This is a genomic window from Malaciobacter marinus (genome assembly GCF_003544855.1).
Classification (GTDB): Bacteria; Campylobacterota; Campylobacteria; order Campylobacterales; family Arcobacteraceae; genus Malaciobacter; species Malaciobacter marinus.
Genome location: NZ_CP032101.1, coordinates 1631204 through 1648417, shown reverse-complemented (window position 1 = coordinate 1648417; position 17214 = coordinate 1631204). Strand labels below are relative to the sequence as shown.

12 protein-coding genes and 1 other RNA gene are annotated in these 17214 nt (G+C 24.8%); 6 read left to right on the top strand and 7 right to left on the bottom strand.

All coding sequences use genetic code 11. The features are described 5' to 3' along the window. Positions 1–8: 8 nt before the first annotated feature. The gene (locus AMRN_RS08005) at positions 9–1214 is read right to left on the bottom strand and encodes an ABC transporter permease (protein WP_099311226.1); all 1206 of its coding nucleotides are present in this window, start codon (positions 1212–1214) and stop codon (positions 9–11) included. 2 nt (positions 1215–1216) lie between these two features. Continuing rightward, a complete protein-coding gene (gene secA, locus AMRN_RS08000; RefSeq protein WP_099311191.1) occupies positions 1217–3832 on the bottom strand; it encodes a preprotein translocase subunit SecA in 2616 nt (871 codons plus the stop codon). A gap of 57 nt (positions 3833–3889) precedes the next feature. Here secA and lolA point away from each other — a divergent pair, with 57 nt between their 5' ends. Beyond that, positions 3890–4417, top strand: a complete 528-nt coding sequence (gene lolA / locus AMRN_RS07995) for a LolA-like outer membrane lipoprotein chaperone (protein ID WP_099311190.1) — start codon at positions 3890–3892, stop codon at positions 4415–4417. A 28-nt stretch (positions 4418–4445) separates the two neighbouring features. Continuing rightward, an RNA gene (rnpB, locus tag AMRN_RS07990) (RNase P RNA component class A) lies at positions 4446–4768 on the top strand. Here the strand turns inward: rnpB and AMRN_RS07985 are convergent. Continuing rightward, complete coding sequence (locus AMRN_RS07985) at positions 4769–5071, bottom strand: hypothetical protein (RefSeq protein ID WP_079577754.1); 303 nt, start codon at positions 5069–5071, stop codon at positions 4769–4771. A 73-nt stretch (positions 5072–5144) separates the two neighbouring features. On the opposite strand from AMRN_RS07985, the gene AMRN_RS07980 reads away from it, so the two are divergent. Next, complete coding sequence (locus AMRN_RS07980; protein WP_099311189.1) at positions 5145–5564, top strand: hypothetical protein; 420 nt, start codon at positions 5145–5147, stop codon at positions 5562–5564. On the opposite strand, the gene AMRN_RS07975 is transcribed toward AMRN_RS07980, so the two are convergent. From AMRN_RS07975 to AMRN_RS07965, 3 genes are all read right to left on the bottom strand, one after another. Continuing rightward, positions 5565–6152, bottom strand: a complete 588-nt coding sequence (locus AMRN_RS07975; RefSeq protein ID WP_265734377.1) for a GNAT family protein — start codon at positions 6150–6152, stop codon at positions 5565–5567. It lies immediately after the preceding gene. Positions 6153–6276: 124 nt separating this feature from the next. Further along, positions 6277–8049 (bottom strand): ABC transporter ATP-binding protein, encoded by a 1773-nt coding sequence (locus tag AMRN_RS07970; protein WP_099311187.1) that lies wholly within the window; start codon positions 8047–8049, stop codon positions 6277–6279. A gap of 106 nt (positions 8050–8155) precedes the next feature. Then, complete coding sequence (locus AMRN_RS07965) at positions 8156–10084, bottom strand: methyl-accepting chemotaxis protein (RefSeq protein ID WP_099311186.1); 1929 nt, start codon at positions 10082–10084, stop codon at positions 8156–8158. Positions 10085–10279: 195 nt separating this feature from the next. Between AMRN_RS07965 and AMRN_RS07960 the strand changes: the two genes are divergently transcribed. Then, positions 10280–13162 carry a cache domain-containing protein gene (locus AMRN_RS07960; protein ID WP_099311185.1) on the top strand — a complete coding sequence of 961 codons (2883 nt, stop codon included), beginning with the start codon at positions 10280–10282 and terminating at the stop codon, positions 13160–13162. A 3-nt stretch (positions 13163–13165) separates the two neighbouring features. Here the strand turns inward: AMRN_RS07960 and AMRN_RS07955 are convergent, their stop codons facing one another. Next, positions 13166–13837, bottom strand: a complete 672-nt coding sequence (locus AMRN_RS07955; RefSeq protein ID WP_165375177.1) for a winged helix-turn-helix domain-containing protein — start codon at positions 13835–13837, stop codon at positions 13166–13168. 310 nt (positions 13838–14147) lie between these two features. Here AMRN_RS07955 and AMRN_RS07950 point away from each other — a divergent pair, with 310 nt between their 5' ends. Both AMRN_RS07950 and AMRN_RS07945 read left to right on the top strand, forming a co-directional pair. After that, positions 14148–15458, top strand: a complete 1311-nt coding sequence (locus AMRN_RS07950) for an ATP-binding protein (RefSeq protein WP_099311183.1) — start codon at positions 14148–14150, stop codon at positions 15456–15458. Continuing rightward, complete coding sequence (locus tag AMRN_RS07945; RefSeq protein WP_099311182.1) at positions 15459–17006, top strand: tetratricopeptide repeat protein; 1548 nt, start codon at positions 15459–15461, stop codon at positions 17004–17006. The last annotated feature ends 208 nt before the right edge of the window (positions 17007–17214 follow it).

Genomic DNA, 17214 nt, shown 5'->3' with positions numbered 1-17214 from the left:
AGTTTATTCTACTCATTTCTTAATACATCAATAACATCTATTTTAGTAGCTTTTTTAGCTGGATAATATGAAGATAAAGTAACAATAACTGCTGCACCAATAATAATTGAAATGAAGTCAATTGAGTCTAAATCAAGAGGAAGTTTTGATGTTCCATATACATCAGCAGGAAGAGAAATAATCTCAAAGGTATCTAATATCCACATTCCAAAAAATCCCAATAAAACTCCAATAACAATTCCTGAAAATCCAATAATAGTTCCAAGTTTTAAAAAGATTGATTTAATCTCTTTAGCACTAGCTCCCATAGATAAAAGTAGGGCGATTTCTTTTCTTCTACTCATAACTGTCATAAGAAGTGAAGAAATAATATTTAATGATGCAACAAGAATAATAAGCATAAGTACTATAAAAAGTGCTTTTTTCTCCATTTGCATTGCTGCAAAAAAGTTTCCATTTTGTTGCCACCATCCAACAATTCCAACTCCTTCTTTTTTCAAATCTTTTCTTAAAATCTCTATATCATCAAAAGCATTATCTGAATAAACATGTATTCCATCAAAGCTGTTTGAGTCTTTTTGCATTATAGTTTGTAGTGATTCAATTGAAGTATAAATATATGCTTTATCATAAGCGTGAAGACCTGAAGTAAATGCACTTTTATATTTGAATCTTTTCATTTTTGGCATCATAGAAAATCCACTTGGATTTAATGACGTGAAATATAAAGTTACTTTGTTATCTTTTAATAAAAATAAATCATCTTTAATACCTTGACCTACTACAATATCATACTTTTTTAAATCAAGATCTTTAACTGCTTCTTTATAAATTGAGTTTATATTTGCTTCTTTTTTTTGATCAACCCCAAAAATAACTGCACCACTCATTTTGTCACCACTTTGAACAATTGCCTGTGATGTTAAGTATGGAGAAAATTTTAAGTTCTGATATTTTTCTTCAAGTTTAGAAAGTAGTTTTTTATTAACACTATTTTGATATTTTGGATATATTGAAAGAGGGTAGTTCATTGTAAAAAGTTTTTTTTCAAACTCTTTTGCTGTACCATTCATAATAGCCATAGAAATAATTAATACCATTACTCCAATAGCCACACCAATAAATGCCAAAATGGCACTTACTGATATAAAAGGGTTTTTTTTATCAAACCTAAGATATTTTTTTACTATAAAGTTTACTAACTCTTTATTCAACATTAGTTTCCTGCTATTAAACCTCTTTTAGGTCCACTCTTTCCGCAACAATTTTTATATTTTTTACCAGAACCACAAGGACAAGGCTCATTTCTTGCTATTCTTTTCTCTTTTTTTTCAATTTTTTCTTCAAAATTAGTTTGTAAGTTTTCAGTAGCTTCTTCCATTTGAGCTCTCATCTTCTCAATAGCTTCTTGCTCTTTTTGCGCATCTTCTTTGTTTTGAAGTTGAATCGTAAATAAAATTTTTATAATTTCATGTTTAATTGAAGCAATTAAATCAATAAACATATTATAAGACTCTTTTTTATACTCAACTAATGGATCTTTTTGATTGTATCCTCTAAGTCCAATACCAGTTTTTAGTGTATCCATTGAGTATAAATGTTCTCTCCATGCATTATCTAAGATTTGTAAGTATAAAATTCTTTCAATTTCACTTCTTTGCTCAGGTGCGGCAATACTCATTTTATCTTCATAAACTGTTTTTATCATTTCAATTAGTTTGTTTTCCAATGATTCATAAGAATCACTTACAATATCATCTTTTTCAACTATTAAATTTAATTCTTCTTTTAATTTTTGAACTACAAAGTCATAATTAAAGTCTTCAGGTGCCATTCCGTCAATTATTTCAGCTTCACTTAGTAAAGTTTGAACATATTCAGCTCTATTTTCTTCAAGTTTACTATTAATATCAAAATTTGGGTCTAATAAATCATCTCTAAAACTATAAATTACTTTTCTTTGCTCATTAGCAACATCATCATACTCAAGTAGATGTTTTCTACTTTCAAAGTGCATTGATTCAACTTTTTTCTGTGCATTTTCAACAGCTCTTGTTACCATTTTAGATTCAATATGTTCACCTTCTTCAATACCAAGTCTATCCATGATTTTGCTGATTTTATCACTTCCAAAAATTCTAAGCAAGTTATCTTCTAATGATAAATAAAATTGTGATTCACCAACATCACCTTGTCTACCAGCTCTACCTCTTAATTGATTGTCAATTCTTCTTGATTCATGTCTTTCAGTACCAATGATTGCTAATCCACCAAGATCTAAAGTCTCTTTAGTAAGTTTAATATCAACTCCACGACCAGCCATATTTGTTGCAATTGTTACAGCACCTTTTTCACCAGCTTTTTCAATAATTTTCCCCTCTTTTTCATGCTGTTTTGCATTTAAAACTGTATGAGGAACTTTTTCTTTTGTTAATAAATTATGTAAAAGTTCTGATTTCTCAATTGAAGCTGTACCAACTAATACTGGTTGCCCTTTTTTATTGTATTCTTTTATTTTTGCAGAAACTGCATTGAACTTTTCTCTTTCACTTTTATAAATAAGATCATTTTTATCAAGTCTTGCAATTGGTACATTTGTAGGAATAGATACAACATCAAGATTATATATTTCTGCAAACTCTGTTGCTTCTGTTTGCGCAGTACCTGTCATACCAGCTAGTTTATTATACATTCTAAAGTAGTTTTGAAAAGTAACATCTGCTAGTGTTTGAGACTCTTCTTGAATAGCAACACCTTCTTTTGCTTCTAAAGCTTGATGTAGTCCATCACTAAATCTTCTACCCTCACTTAATCTTCCCGTAAACTCATCAACAATAATTACTTCATTATCTTTTACTACATAATCAACATCTTTTTCAAAAATATAGTTTGCTTTTAGTGCTTGGTCAAGATTATGAGAAAGCATTGCATTCTCTAATGAGTACATATTATCAACACCGTATAGTTTTTCTGCTTTTGAAATACCTTCTTCTGTAATTAAAATAGTTCTATTTTTTTCATCAACTGTAAAGTCACCAGTTGAATATGGTTTTTCATCAGCAGATTTTGGCTCAATTAATTCACCTTTTTCTAATTTTAATGCAATCTCATTAGATCTTACATAATCAGAATTCTTATGATTTGCAGGTCCAGAGATAATAAGTGGAGTTCTTGCTTCATCAATTAAAATTGAGTCAACTTCATCAACTATTACAAAGTTATGACCTCTTTGAACCTTTTCTTCAATATCTAAAGTCATATTTGATCTTAAGTAATCAAATGCAAACTCATTATTTGTACCATAAGTAATATCACAATTATATTGTTCTTTTCTTTCTAAATCATCTTTGATTTCACCTAAGATAACACCTACACTAAAACCAAAAAAGTTATATAATTTTTCTAGTTCAAGAGCATCTCTTTGAGCTAGATAATCATTTACAGTCACAACGTGAACACCTTTTTTAGTCATTGCATTTAAAATAACTGGTAAAGTAGCAACTAATGTTTTACCCTCACCAGTTTTCATCTCTGCAATTCTTCCATCATGCAAAACCATACCACCAATTAGCTGTACATCAAAGTGTCTCATTCCCAAGATTCTTTTACTTGCTTCCCTTGTTAGGGCGAATGAGTCATTTAAAACATCATCTAAAGTTTTTTCTTCATTTAATACTGATTGTTTTAACTCTTCAAAGCTTTTTTGTAAAGCTTCGTCACTTTGATTTTCATATTTACTTTCTAAGGCTGTAATAGCATTTGCTCTTTTTTTATATCTTTTTACTTCTCTATCATTTTTATTACCAAATAGCATTGCAAATACATTTAACATAAAATAAATTCCTTTTCGTTATAATCACAAATATTATATAAAAATTAAGGTTAAAGTATGTTTTATAGGTTTATTTTTCTTTTAGGAATTTTTATTCTTTCAAGTAGTTTTGCAAATGTATTTAAAGATTTAAAAAGTTTTAAAGCTGATTTTACACAAGAGATTAAAAATAGTTCAAATAGTAGTATTAAATATAAAGGCGAAGTTTTTATAAAAAATAGTGGAAAGGTACTTTGGAAATATAAATCACCAGTACTTAAAAATGTCTATATAAATGAAGATTTTGCAATAGTTGATGAGCCTGATTTAGAACAAGCTATATTTAGTTCATTGGATAATAAAGTAGATATAATTAGACTTTTAAATAGTGCAAAGCAAATTAGTAAAAATAAGTATGAAACAAAACTTTATGAAACAAAATATGAAATAACAGTAAAAAATGAGAAAATATCAAAAATATCATATACAGACAATTTAGAAAACAAAATTACAATATCTTTTTTTAATATTGAACAAAATATCAAATTAGAAGATAGTATATTTAAATTTTTGGCCCCTGATTATTATGATATTATAAGAAAATAAAGATTATTTAGATAAGATTACAAAATATTAGGTACAACAGATGATAGCTTTTAATTAAGAGGAAAGTCCGAGCTGCTGTGAAGTATGGTTCCATTTAACGAATGGCTAGAGTAATCTAAGGGATAGTGCAACAGAGAATAAACCGCCCAATTTTTTGGGTAAGGGTGAAACGGTGAGGTAAGAGCTCACCAGACTTTTGAGTAATCTTAAGTGCTTTGTAAACCCAACCTGCAGCAAGAAGAGTGTGGTATTAACTTCACAATTATTGCTCTTCGCTAGAGTATTAAAGTAATTTAATACATAGATAAATTATCGTCAAAAACAAAACTCGGCTTATGTTGTGCCTAATACTTAATTAAATACTTTTTGATATAAAGAAGTATATGGATATTTTCCTTCGATATTTTTAACTTCAATATAAACTTTTTCTTTTATATAATTACAAAGTTCTTCTCTTTGTTTAGATGGGTTAGCATTATATAATCCTACACAAAGTGCATATGAATCTGCTAAAGCTTGTATATGAATCTTTCTTTGTTCATATTGAACTAACTCTTTTTTTATATTGTAAGAAAAAAACTTCACAAATAAATAAGCAAGTCCAAAACCTACAAATGATGATATAACTACTATTTTTAGATATTTTTTAAACATACATAATAATACAAAAAAAATCTAAATATTTATATTAAGTTGTATATTTATACAAATATAGATAAAATTACTTATGAAAAAAATGATTTTAAACTCAATAATAGTTCTATTTGTTTTCTTATTTACAGCTTGTAGTCAAAAAGTAAACTATAAAGCAAGTAGTGATTCAAATAATTATAAAGTATCAAAAAAATATTGTGTTAAGTCAAAGATTTTTAGTGATTATTCAAAAAAACAGATTAACTCTTTTTTATTAAAAGAGGCAAGAGAAGATGTTTTATTTGAGTTTTTAGATGAAAATATTATTTCTCAAAACAACTCTTATGAAGAGTTTTTATCTAATAAAGAAGTAAAAATAGATAAAAAAACAGATTATTTTACTGATGATTATAAAGATTATTGTATAGAGTTTGATGCAACAGTTGCAAATCCAGTTTTTTTCTTTAATGATGTAAATTTAGAAGAGTATTCAAGACAAAATTCAACTATTTAGTTATATTTTTTTGTCTCTTTGTTCTCTAAAAATATTTAAAAAATCTTCTCTTTTATATAAAGTAGCTCCTAAATCGAATTTATATTTCATATAAGGATGACCTAAATTCCAAAAGCTAAAACCACTTTCTTCTAAATATTTTGCTAATAAAACCAATTGAAGTTTCCCATAGTTATTAAATCTTCTTTCTTTGCTACTAAAACCACTTAAGCTTGTATATACAGTTCCTACTTTGTATCCAATCTCTCCTGCAATTATTTTTTTTGTGTTTTTATCTTCAATGCTACAAGCAAGTAACTCAAAATCAATATTACCTTTGTAGTTTTTTAAGTTTAAAAGTGTTTGTTTATACTCTTTTACAATCCAAGAATCACCATGATATTCATTTATTTTATCTATAATCTTTTCATAGTTTTCATGAACTTTAAACTCATAATCATTTTTTCTTAAAAGCTTTTCAACTTTTTTAGAGATATGAAGATTATCAAAAAACAGTACTGCATAATCAAATTGCATCTCTGGTAAAATAACAAACAGATTATCTTGTTCAAAAGATATACTAACAAAACCTTCATATGCAGCTTTTATATAAAAATCAATTGAAAAATCATCACTATAGTAATAATTACTTTTTTTATTATTACAAATATAATTTATTGTTAATTCATCATCTAAACAACTTTTTGTAATATAACTAATAATATTAAATCCTTTAAATTAATTGTTTTTTTACAAATTCTAAGTAGTGTCCTTCTTGATTTTGTAATTGTTCATGTGAACCAATTTGAACTACTTCTCCATCATTTAATACATAAATAATATCAGCATTTTTAACTGTACTTAATCTATGTGCAATTGTTATTACTGTTTTATTTTCTAGTATGGGTTTTAAGGCTTCGAAAAGTTTACTTTCTGTGTGTACATCAAGTGCTGATGTTGATTCATCAAAAATTACAACTTTTGGATTTGCTATTATCATTCTTGCTATTGATAGTCTTTGTCTTTGCCCACCACTTAATCTTACTCCATGTCTACCTACAATTGTATTAAGGCATTTTGGCATTTTTTCTATATCTTGTTTTAATTGTGCTATCTCTAATGCTTTATGAATCTGCTCATCAGATATTTTTTCATTGCCCATTGTAATATTAAATCGTAAACTGTTGTTAAATAAAATAGGCATTTGTAAAACAAGAAATATTGATTCTCTAAGTGATTGTTTATCAATTTCTTCAATACTTATTTCATCATATAAAAGTTCTCCTTTTGATTTTGCATAAAAACTTGAAATAACTTGTGCTAAAGTTGTTTTACCACTTCCACTTGCACCAATTAATGCTACTTTATCTTTTGTTTTTATATTTAGAGATATATTTTTCAAAGTTTGTTTATCTTTTGTATAACTAAAATATAAATTCTTAAGTTCTATATGAAGTCCATTATTTTCTGGAAGTTTTTTTACTCCATTTTTTTCTGTTTTTAAATCTAAAATTTTATTTATTCTATTAAGTGCAGTTTTTGCTTGTGCATATGAGTATTGCATTGATAAAATATCTTGAACAGGAGTCATAATAAACCAAATGTATCCAAACATTGCAAACATCATACCTATACTTAAATCACTATATGCAACCATTAAAAGTCCAGATGCTCTTAAAATTTCAAATGCTGCTAGAAAAACAGTAAATGAAAATCTTTCATAAGCAATGCTTTTATAATTAAACTCATTTGAAGTATCTTGTACTTGTTTTGCTTTTTTTATACTTGTATTAAAAAACTCTTTTTCTTTATTGCTAGCTTTGATTTGTCCAAATAACTCTAAAACTTCACCTACATTTTCTTGAAAATTTTCAATTGCATTATTCTCTTCTTTTTTAAGTGTACCAACGCTTTTAGCTATTTTTTTAGAAATAAGCATGATTATTGGTTGAATAATTAATATCATTAGACCTAAAATGGGATGAATAGCAATAAGTACAATTGATACTGCAATTAAAGTTAAAATAGATGCAACAAATTTACTTGCACTTGTTATTATAAAATTATCAAGAGTATTTACATCTGTTACAAGATTTGCTCCAATAGCTCCACTTCCTAAAGTTTCATACTCATTCATTGATACAACTTTTAGATGGTTTAAAAGTTTTTCTCTTATTTTAAATGTAATAAATTTTCCAAGTGCTGTAAAGATTCTTGTGATAATTGCACTAAAAATAAAATGTATAAATCTTAATAAAATAACAATTATTGTAACAATTGCAATATAATAAAATGCATTTCCACTTCCAAAAAAATCATTTATATTATTTACAAAAAAGTTTGGTTTATTTAATAATACTTCATCAACTAATACAGGAAGCATTAAAGGTATTGGAATACTAATAAGTATTGCAATAATAGTAATTAATTGTCCAAAAATAAGTTGTTTTCTTTTTTGAAGTAAAAGTTGCCAAATATATTTAAAGGTGATTTTGTTTTTTGTCATAATATGTCCATATTTTAATATAGTTATCTTTTACAATAAAAATATTAAATAGAATATTAAAAAAATAGCTAGTTATTAATGTAGTACAAAAGCCTAAGCTTTTATACTAGTTTTGTATATCAAATTTATACTGTTTTACAATATTTACAACATCTATTGATATTTTATTTGTTCCTTTTGCAATATCATTTGTTCTGTCTGCAATTGTTGCATTTTCTTGAGTGAATTTATCTAATTGGTTAACTGCATCTGCTATTTGTGTCATTCCTATTGTTTGTTCTTTTGCTGCGTTTGTAACATCATCAATTAATCTATTTGTATGATTTATTTTATCTTCTAATTGAATAAATCCTTCAATCATTGATGAGCTAATTTGTTTACCATCATTTGCTTTAATTGTTGCATTCTCAACAATTTTTTTAATTTCAGTTGCAGCTTGTGCACTTCTACTTGCAAGGTTTCTTACTTCTTGAGCAACAACTGCAAAGCCTTTACCTGCTTCTCCTGCTGTTGCTGCTTCTACTGCTGCATTTAAACTTAAAATATTTGTTTGAAATGCTATTTGATCAATTACAGTAATTGCTTGATTAATATCTGTAACTTGTGCATTTATTTCATCCATTGATTGGACAGTTTTTGAAGCTAGACTTTTACCTGTTTGTGCTGAGTTTTTTGTTTCTGAAGAAATAGAAAGCATCTCTTGAGCTTTCTCATTTGTATTTCTTATATTACTTGTTATTTCTTCAATACTTGCAGCTGTTTCTTCTAAACTCGCAGCTTGACTTGTAGCATTTTTGCTGATAACTTCAACATTTTGTGATAATTCATTTGAACTTTTTTCAAGTTTTTTACCATCTGTATCATTTTGAATTAACATTTTTGTAATCATTAAGTTTAATTGCATTACTTCATTACCAATTTTACCACATGTTTTAGTATCAAGTTTTTTTGTAAAATCATAATTTGAATAACTCTCTAATACTTCACTTAAATCATTGATATTAATACCAATTAAATCTTGAAGATTTTTTAACATGTCATTTATAAGATTTTTCAATTCATTTAAAGATTGTGAATCACTATTTTGAGTAACTCTTTTATCTAAGAAACCTTCGTTTACTGATTGCACAATATCTTTTACATTATCAATAAGTTTTGTATCTTGATCTAAGAATTTTTTTGTTTTTTCAATGTTTTCATTGACTACTTTAGACATATTTCCTATTTCATCATTTGCTAAAATTTCAAGTTTTTTTGCATCATTTGTTTCTTTATTTAAAAATCTAAAGAATTCTAAAAGTCCATCTTGGAATTTTGCAATTGGATTAATAATTACTTTGTTTGAAATAAATACGAAAAGTAAAGAAATAATAATTGCAACAATTAATGATAATAATATTGTATTAAATATCACATCGTTAATCTCTTCATTAGTTGCTTCTTTCATAATATCAACTTCTCTTTGTACATTATCTACATATGCTCCAGTTCCAATTATCCAATCCCAGTCTTTAAATCTTTGAACATATGAAAATTTTGGTTGAACTCCATCTATACCAGGTTTTGTCCATCCATACTTAACTAAACCACCATCTTCATTTGCATTTGCTGCTTTTACGATTTCTTGATAAATCATAACACCATTAGGATCTTTAGTATTAAACATGTTTTTACCAACTATTGAAGGTTTAACTGTATGCATAATTACTACATGATTTGAATCATTTATCCAAAAATATCCTGATTTTCCATAAGTCATACTTTTAACTACTTTTTTAGCAAGGGCTTTAATTTCATTTATATTTTTTGAATTGGCATTTTTTGCTAAATTTTTGACACTGTTTACTGCAGATTCTACATGGTTCTTTAATTCGTGTTCTTTTAGTTTATATGCCTCTTCTTCATATTTTTGTATATTCTTTTGAGAAATTTCTTGCATCGAATTAATTGAACTAACAATAATAATTATCGATATTGTAAATATAGTTAATATCACCAAGCCTAAAAGTTTTAGTTTAATTGAGGCATTTTTCATAACTTATCCTTTACATTGTTTTACATAGTTTATAACTAAAATTGTTAAAATTAGCTTGTTTAATATAGTGTCATAAAAAAGCTTATTGTGCTTTGTGCTATAGTTTATTTTTTATACATTTTTATTTTTTATTTTTAAATGAATAAAATATAATAATTATTTTGTTAGAATGTAATAATTTAAATAAGGAAAATTATGCGATATAAGTTGTCTAAAATAATATTTTATATAGTTTTTTGTATATCAATTTTTTCAATAGTTGTTATTGAGGTTTTTGATGTAAGTTATGAATACAGTCTTTATCAAGATAATTCTATTAGATTAGAAAAAGAATTTGTAAAAAAACAAAAACAAAATTTAAAATTAGAAGTTCAAAGAGCTATAGCTTTAATAGAGTATAACTACAATAAAAAAGAAAAAGTAATTAGTGAAAATGTAAAAGAAAGAACATATGAAGCTTATAGTCTAGCTAAAAGTTTATATGAAAAATACAAAGATACAAAAACAAAAGAAGAGATTTTAGAACTAATTAAAAATAGCTTGCGAAATATTAGGTTTTATGATGGTTATGGTTATTATTCAATTTATAGTTATGATGGTAAAACAATAATGCATGGTATAAATAAAGAGTATGAAAATAACTATAAATTAAAAGAGTATAAAGATTTAAATGGTAAAAAGATACTTGATACAATCATAAACGTTGCAAAGAAGAAAAATGAAGGTTATGTAAATTGGAGATTCTTGGATCCCATAAATAAAAAAGAAGATAGAAAAACAGGCTATTTAAAAGTATTTGAACCATACAATCTAATTATTGTAGCAGCAGATTATATATCAAGAATAGAAAAAGAGTTAAAAAAAGAGGCATTGGATAGAATTAGAAAAATCACATATGCAAATGATGGCTATATTTTTATTTTCGATTTAAAAGGAAATATTTTAGCTCATAAGTATAGTAAGTATGAAGGAAAACAACTTTCATTAATAAAAAATTCAAAAGAGAAGCAAGTAATTGAAAGCTTGATGAACGCTCTTGGAAGTAAAGATGAAACTTTTTTAACATACTCTTGGAATAGACCTAACTCAATTGACTTTACAGATAAGCTTACATATATAAAAAAGTTTGAAAAATGGGGATGGATTATTGGTACAGGTGCATATTTAGATACTATGCATAAGCTTTTAGAAAAAGAGAAACAAACTCTTCAAGAAAAAACCTTTTATAGACTTTTTTACTCTTTATGTATTTTTATTTTTTTATTGGTTTTTATTTATTTCACATTTAGAAAAATTTCAAAAGAAATGGATAAATCATTTTCTGTTTTTATAGATTTTTTTAAAAGAGCAAATATAACAAATGAAAAAATACAAACTAAAAATATAAAGTTTTATGAGTTTAAAGAGTTAGCAATATATGCTAATAAAATGATTGAATTAAAACTTCAAAATGAACATGAACTAGAATCAAAAAATAAAGAAGTACTTATTAATTTATCACTATTAAATGAGTATAAAAAAGCAGTGGATGCTAGTGCAATTGTTTCTAAAACAGATGAATTTGGTGTAATCACTTTTGCAAATGATAAGTTTTGTAATATTTCAGGTTTTACAAAAGAAGAATTAATTGGATCAAAACATAATTTAGTTAGACATCCAGATACAAAAAAAGAGGTATACAAAGATCTTTGGGAAACTATCTTAAATAAAAGAGTATGGAAAGGTGTTTTAAAGAATAAAACAAAAAAAGGTAAGACTTATTATGTTAAATCTACAATTGTACCTATTTTAGATATGGATAGTAATATTAAAGAGTTTATTGCAATAAGATATGATATTAGCGATTTGATTAATCAAGAAAAAAGAATTAAATTACAAACAACTGATATACTTACTAATCTTCCAAATAGGCAAAAACTTTTAGAAGATTTAGAGTTAAAAGATTGCTTGATTTTAAGTGTATTTAATATTTTAAGATTTAAAGAAGTCAATGAGTATTATGGTTTTGAAGTAGGGGATAAGTTATTATTAAGTGTTGCACAAAAACTTCGAAGTTTATTAAAAAATAATAATCTTTTTCTTTACAAACTTCAAGGAGATGAGTTTGCTATTTTAGTTAATAAAAATATTATCACATTAAAAGAGTTTAAAATCCAATGTGAAAACATTATACATAGTATTAAGCAAATTAAATTTGAAATTGAGGAAAATATCTTAGAAGTTAATTTAGTAGCTGGAATTTCAGCTGAGAAGAATTACTTTATAAATGCAGAAATGGCAAAAAATCATGCAAAAATTGAAAATAAAGATATTATAATATTTGATGAAAATAGAGAAATAAAAAGTAATCTAATAGAAAATATTAATTGGACACAGAAATTAAAAAAAGCATTAAATGAAGATAGAATAGTTATTTTTATTCAAGCTATCATTTCAAATGAAACACAAAAGGTTGAGAAATACGAGTGTTTAGTAAGAATGATAGATGAAGATGGAACAATTATCTCTCCTTTTAAGTTCTTAAATGTTGCAAAAAAATCTAAATTATATAATGAATTAACACAAAAAGTTATCAAAAAAGCTTTTGATTATTTTGCTAATAAAGATGTGGAGTTTTCAATAAATCTAAGTTTAGAAGATATTTTACATAAGCCAACAATAGAATTTTTAAAAGAGAAACTTGAAGAAAATAGAAATGCTGCACAAAGACTTATAGTAGAAATAGTTGAAGAAGAGGGAATAGAAAATTATCAAGAAATTTGTGATTTTATAGAAAAACTAAAAAGTTATGGGTGTAAAATTGCAATTGATGATTTTGGAACAGGATACTCAAACTTTGAATATTTGATGAAGTTAAATGTAGATATTGTAAAAATTGATGGTTCAATGATTAAGTATATAAATCAAGATTTGAATGCAAAAATAGTTACAGAACTTATAGTTACATTTGCTAAGAAGTTAAATATTAAAACTGTTGCAGAGTTTGTACATTCTCAAGAGATACATGAAATTGTTACAGATATGGGAATAGATTTTTCTCAAGGATTTTATTTAGGTGTTCCAAAGCCAATAGAGTAGAGCTTAAAGCTCTACTCTATAACCAATACCTGAAACATTTTTTATAATTGACTTATCAATTTTTCTTCTTAAGTCTTTTACAATAGAACGTAAAGCATCTTTAGTCATATCACCTTCCCAAATGATTTGATTAAATTCTTCATAACTTACAGCTCTATCTTTGTTTTTTATTAATAGATCAAAAAACTTAACTTCTTTAGAAGATAAAGAGATTAACTCTTCATTTTTTAATAAAGTTTTATTAAATTTATCATATGTCAATGTTTCTGATAATTTAATAATATTAGAACTATTTGAATCAATAGTTCTAATGCAATCTTTTAAAGAGTTTAGTAAAGTATTTAAATTAAATGGATAAATCAAATACTTAATTAAATGTAACCTAACTGCTTCATAAAGCATTTTTTTATCTAAATTGTCAGTTGTTACTATTACTTGTGCTTTTTTGTTTACACTTCTTATCTCTTCTATAAAACTTTTTTGTGAAGTCTTTTGAAAAGATACATTATAAATAATGATTTCTGGTTTTTCTTCTTTGTAAATCTTAATCGCATTTTCACAACAATTTGTTTCAATAAAATTGTTACAATAAGATTTCAATTCAGAAACAACATACTCTTCTTTGTCTTTCTTGTCATCTACATACAAGATTTTAATATGTTTTAATGCATTCATTCCCATTCCTAATAATAAGTCTTAAGTAATCTTAACTTTAAAATATTAAAATATAATTTAACTAAAAAAATGTAATTTTACTGTTTTTTAATAAAAATAAATAATAATAAATCCCAGAGTAACTATAATATGGTAAGTTTGCATATTATATAATTTATATTAATAATTTTTTTTAAGGAAAAAGAAATTTTTAAAAAAACACAAATGTGACTTTTTTACTCAAAAATAGTCACTAGATAGTCATAAATGTATATTTTGAAACTAATAAATTTTTAAGTATAATATGTAAATTTAAAGAAAAAGAGTTTAAATGTTGTTAAATAGAAATACTCAAATTAATGAACTTGAAAAAAATTATGCTGTGCCAAGCTCAAAGTTGCAGTTTATTTTTGGACGAAAATATATAGGGAAAACAGCTTTAGTTACTCATTTTTTAAAAAATAAAAACTCTATTTTTATTTCCTTAAATGATATGAGTAGTAATCTATTTTTTTCAGTAATAGCAGATGAAATAATAAATCACTTTGGTATTTACAACAGCAACCAAAAATTCACTACTTTTGAAGATGTTTTACTACTTTTATCAAAACAAGAAATAGAAGAAAAATTGATAATTGTTTTTGAAGATTTTCAAAATATTTTAAAGGTAGATAAAAATGCATTAGATGCATTGATTTTATATTGGAAAAAAAGATTAAGCAAAAAAAATATTTATTTTATTGTCACTAGTTCTATTATATTTAAAGAAGAGTATATTCAAAGTTTAGAAAAGATTTCATCAATGCTTTATTTAAGTAGTTTAAAATTTAACACTATAAACAATATTGTCAAAAATCTATCAAAAGTTGACCAATTGTGTTTATATACTTTATTAGGTACTTCTCCTAAGTATTTGAAATATTATAATAAAAACATGAATTTAGCAGAAAATATTTATGCAATATTTTTATCATCAAATTCATATTTATCAAATTTGGGTATTGATATATTAAAAGCTGAAATACAAGATATTGGAACATACTGCTCAATACTATATGCAATCTCTCTTGGAAAAACAAAAATAGGAGACATAGCTACTTTTTTAAATGTAAAGTCAACTTATCTTACAAGATATATTCAAAAGTTACTAGATATGATGATTATAATAAAGCAAATACCTATAAACTCTGATGAAAAAAGTACTAAATTTGGAAGATATCTAATAGAAGACAATGCTTTAAATTTTTGGTTTTATTATATTTATCCAAATAAAGCTGCTATTCAAAAAGAGAATTTGAATTTTATAACAAAAAAAATTCAAGAAGATTTTATGAGTAAAACAGTTCAAAGTAGTTATAAAAAATATATAAAAGAGTATATTAATAATAACAAAAGAGAAACATTAGGATATGAACCAACTAATATTGGAAGTTGGTGGGATAATAATGGAAATGTTATTGATTTGATTGCTTATGACAAAAAAACTATTACTTTTATTTTAATTTTGTGGCAAGATGAAGATATGGCTAAAATCTCATATGGAAAATTAAAAGTAATTTCAGAAAAAGTAGAAACAACATTACAAAAGAAATATATAATTGTTTCTAAAAATAGTTTTTTAAATAGTAATATAGGTGAGTAATTGAATAAGCAATTAAAAAGTGCAATTTTTTATCATGAAAATAAAGAGTTAAATAAAGCAAAAAATATTTATGAAGAAATTTTAAAAAATAAAATAGGGTTAGAAAAAAAAGAATTAGAAATTTTATATGTGAACTATGCAAATATTCTTTTTTTAGAAAAGAGCTTTGAAAAAAGTATAAGTTATTATAAAAAAGCATTAATATTAAATAATTTAGCACCAATTACATATTTTAATCTAGGTGTTGCATATTTACAATTAAATATTTTAAAAGAAGCAATTGAATCTTTTAATAAAGCTATAACTTTTAGAAGTGATTATTTAAGTGCATTTGTTAATCTTGGAGTTTGTTATAAAAGATTAGAAAACTACGAATTAGCTTTACAAACTTATAAAAAAGCAGCCTTATTAAATCCTAATGATATTGATGTAATTTTTAATTATTCAAATACTTTATATAATTTAGATAGATTCAATGAAGCCATAAAAGGCTTTAAAAAAGTAATATTTTTAGATAACACACATTATAAAGCTTATTATTCTTTAGGAATAGCATACTTAAATTTAGGAAAATATAGTGATGCACTTTTTTGTTATGAAAAAGCAATAGAGTTAAAACCAGATTATGCAGATGCTCATTTTGCAAAATCAAATATTCTTTTACTTTATGGAGATTATAAAAGGGGTTTTGAAGAGTATGAGTATAGATGGGAAGCAAAAAATGAATTAAAGAAGATATCATATGGTATACCTACTTATGATGGTGAGGACTTAACTAATAAAAGTATTTTGATTCAACAAGAACAAGGTTTTGGAGATAACATACAGTTTATTAGATTTCTTTCATTACTCTTACAAAAAGGTGCCAAAAAAGTCTATTGTGCAGTTAAAGAAGAGTTAAAAATAGTGTTTGAAAACTCTTTTGAACAAGTAAAGTTTGTATCAAATAACACAACTCTTGAAAATGTAGATTATTTTTGTTCACTTATTACCTTAGCAAAAGTTTTTGATATTAGAGTAAATAATTTAATTATAAATGAACCATATTTGAAACCATTGATAATAAAAAAAGAGGTTTTAAATAAAGAATTTAACTACCATATAGCCTTTGTATGGCAAGGAAATAAAGAACATAAAAATGATAAAAATCGTTCTGTTAATATAAGATATTTTAAACAACTTTTCAAAGAGTTTCCAAATATTGCTTTTTATTCACTTCAACTAAATGAAAAAGAGAACTTTTCTGATTATGATAATGTTTTTGATTATAGTAATTTTATATCTAATTTTAATGATACTGCACAAATTGTAGAAAGAATGAATTTAATTATATCTATTGATAGTAGTCTTGCTCATTTATGTGGAGCATTAAATAAAAAAACTTGGTTAGTCTTACCTTTTGTTCCAGATTTTAGATGGATGATTGATACAAGTATTAGTCCTTGGTATAGTAGCTTGAAACTATATAGACAAGATGAAACAAAAAACTACTCTAAAGTTTTTAAAAAAATAAAAAATGATTTACAAAAAGAGATTAATAAATATTAATTTTCTATTTAAGAATATTTTTATAAAAAAAACATAAAAAATAATCATTTTAAACTAGTATATGTTATTAAACATAATATTATTTACCTTAACATAAACTTCTCAAAATGGCTTTAATAAGTAAAAATAACTTAAAATAATTTTATATTATGTTTAACTACATATTAAATAATAAAAAAAACGTATAAATGATATAGATATACACTAA